This window comes from Actinoallomurus acaciae (genome assembly GCF_042429965.1).
Lineage (GTDB): Bacteria > Actinomycetota > Actinomycetes > Streptosporangiales > Streptosporangiaceae > Actinoallomurus > Actinoallomurus acaciae.
The window spans coordinates 20,336-22,638 of record NZ_JBHLZP010000121.1 but is presented as its reverse complement, the minus strand read 5'-3'; the positions used below and the strand labels follow the sequence as shown (position 1 = coordinate 22,638).

Annotated in this window: 2 protein-coding genes and 2 pseudogenes; all 4 read left to right on the top strand. The window is 68.8% G+C overall.

Translation table 11 applies throughout. The annotated features are described in order from the left end of the window. Positions 1-74: 74 nt before the first annotated feature. Positions 75-317 (top strand): annotated as a pseudogene (locus ACFFNX_RS18100) (polyketide synthase dehydratase domain-containing protein); the annotation flags it as partial. 20 nt (positions 318-337) lie between these two features. Next, positions 338-1,486: pseudogene (locus ACFFNX_RS52500) on the top strand (SpnB-like Rossmann fold domain-containing protein); the annotation flags it as partial. 151 nt (positions 1,487-1,637) lie between these two features. Next, positions 1,638-2,123 carry a zinc-binding dehydrogenase gene (locus ACFFNX_RS18085; protein ID WP_378203024.1) on the top strand — a complete coding sequence of 162 codons (486 nt, stop codon included), beginning with the start codon at positions 1,638-1,640 and terminating at the stop codon, positions 2,121-2,123. Between the two features lie 29 nt (positions 2,124-2,152). After that, positions 2,153-2,303: KR domain-containing protein (locus ACFFNX_RS18080; RefSeq protein ID WP_378203040.1), on the top strand; the 151-nt coding region annotated here is incomplete at its 3' end.

Here is a 2,303-nt window from a genome sequence, read left to right as displayed (position 1 = left end):
GCTACGGACACCTTGAAGAACTCACCCTCGAAACACCACTAAGGATCCCCGCCGACGGCACCGTCTCCATCCAGGTGCGGGTCGGGGGCGCCGACGAGTCCGGACGACGACCCGTCACAGTCCACTCCGGGGCCGGTGACCAGTGGACCCGGCACGCCTCCGGAACACTCACCAACGCCGACCCGCCCGCCCCCGACGCCGACCTGACGACTTGGCCGCCGCCGGGCGCCACCTCGATACCGGTCGCCGACCTCTACACGTCGCTGGCGCAGCGCGGCTACCAGTACGGGCCCGCGTTTCGCGGGCTGCGCGCGGCCTGGCAGGACGGCGCACCACCATGTTCGCCGAAGTGGCCCTGCCCAGCACGGAACACTCCACCGCCGCCCGCTACGGCATCCACCCCGCCCTCCTCGACGCCTGCCTGCACGCCGCCGGAACAACAGGCGAAGAACTGCTGCTCCCCTTCACCTGGACCGGCGTCCGACTGCACGCGATCGGCGCCACCGCCGTACGCGTACGGATCGACGCCGCCGACCACCGCCGCTGCGGAATCGTGGTGGCCGACGGCAGCGGCGGCCCGGTGCTGTCCGCCGAATCGGTCGCGTTCCGCCCCGCGTCGACCGCGGTGCGGGACGTGCCCGACGCGATCTTCCGGGTGGAGTGGGTACCGGCGCCCCGCCCGCAAACACCCACGAGCGAGCAGACCACGACCGAACGGCCGTTGGCCGGAAAGATCGATTGGGGCTCGCCGCTGCCACAGATCGCGGTGGTGCGCTGCCCAGGCGAGCAGGCCGAGCCCGAAGAGGCCGCCGCGGCGGCGATCACGGTGTTGCAGGACTGGCTCGCCGACGAACACTCCACCTCCTGTCAGCTCGTGATGGTGACCAGCCACGCCATCGGCCCCGACACCCAGGACCTGGCCTCCGCGCCCATCTGGGGCGTGATGCGATCAGNCAAACCGAAAACCCCGGCCGATTCACCATCATCGACACCGACGAAACCCAAAACCTCAACACAGCACTCACCACCGACGAACCCCAACTCATGATCCGCAACGAGCAGATCCTGATCCCCCGACTCGCCCGCGGCAGCACGGCACTGGTCCCCCCACCAGGACAACGCGCCTGGCGCGTCGAAGCCGTCCGGCAAGGATCCTTGGAAGACCTCACCGCCGTACCATGCCCGGACGCACTCGCCCCACTCGAACCCGGTCAGATACGGATCGGACTGCGCGCCGCCGGACTGAACTTCCGCGACGTCGTCGTGGGCCTGGGCATGATCCCCGGACAGACCGGAATCGGCAGCGAGGGCGCCGGAACGGTCCTGGAGATCGGCCCCGACACCAAGGGGCTCAACGTCGGCGACCGCGTCATGGGCGTCATGGGCGGAGCCTTCGGCCCCATCGCCGTCACCGACCACCGCCTGGTCGTACCGATCCCGGCCGACTGGTCCTGGGAACAGGCCGCCGCGGTTCCGATCGCGTTCCTGACCGCCTACTACGGCCTCGCCGACCTCGCCCAACTACACGCAGGACAAACCGTACTGATCCACGCCGCAACCGGCGGCGTCGGAATGGCCGCCATCCAACTCGCCCAACACTGGGGCGCAGAAGTCTTCGCCACCGCCAGCCCCACCAAATGGCCCACCCTCCACGCCATCGGTCTAAACGACGCCCACACGCCCACATCGCCTCCTCCCGAACCACCCAATTCGAAAACCACTTCAAAACCACCACCAACGGACGCGGAATCGACACCGTACTCAACTCACTCACCGGCGAACTCACCAACGCCTCACTACGACTCCTCACCAACCACGGACGATTCATCGAAATGGGCAAAGCCGACATCCGCCACCCCGAAGACATCACCCGCGACCACCCCGGCGTGACCTACCGGGCCTTCGACCTTCCCGAAGCAGCCCCGGAGCGGCTCCAGGAGATGCTCGCCCACGTCACCGCCCTGCTCCAGCAGGGCACCCTCACGCCGCTGCCCATCGCCACCTGGGACGTCCGCCGCGCACGCGACGCATTCCGGCACATGAGCCGAGCCCAGCACACCGGAACACCGGAAAAATCGTCCTCACCATCCCCCAACCCCCGAACCCCGAAGGCACCGTTCTGATCACCGGTGGCACCGGCCTCCTCGGCTCGATGACCGCCCGCCACCTGGCCACCGCACACGGCGCCAAGCATCTCCTGCTCCTCAGCCGTCGTGGCGAGGACGCTCCTGGCGCGACCGAACTGACAGCCGAACTCGCCGCACTCGGCACGAAGGCAACCATCACCGCCTGCGACACCGCCG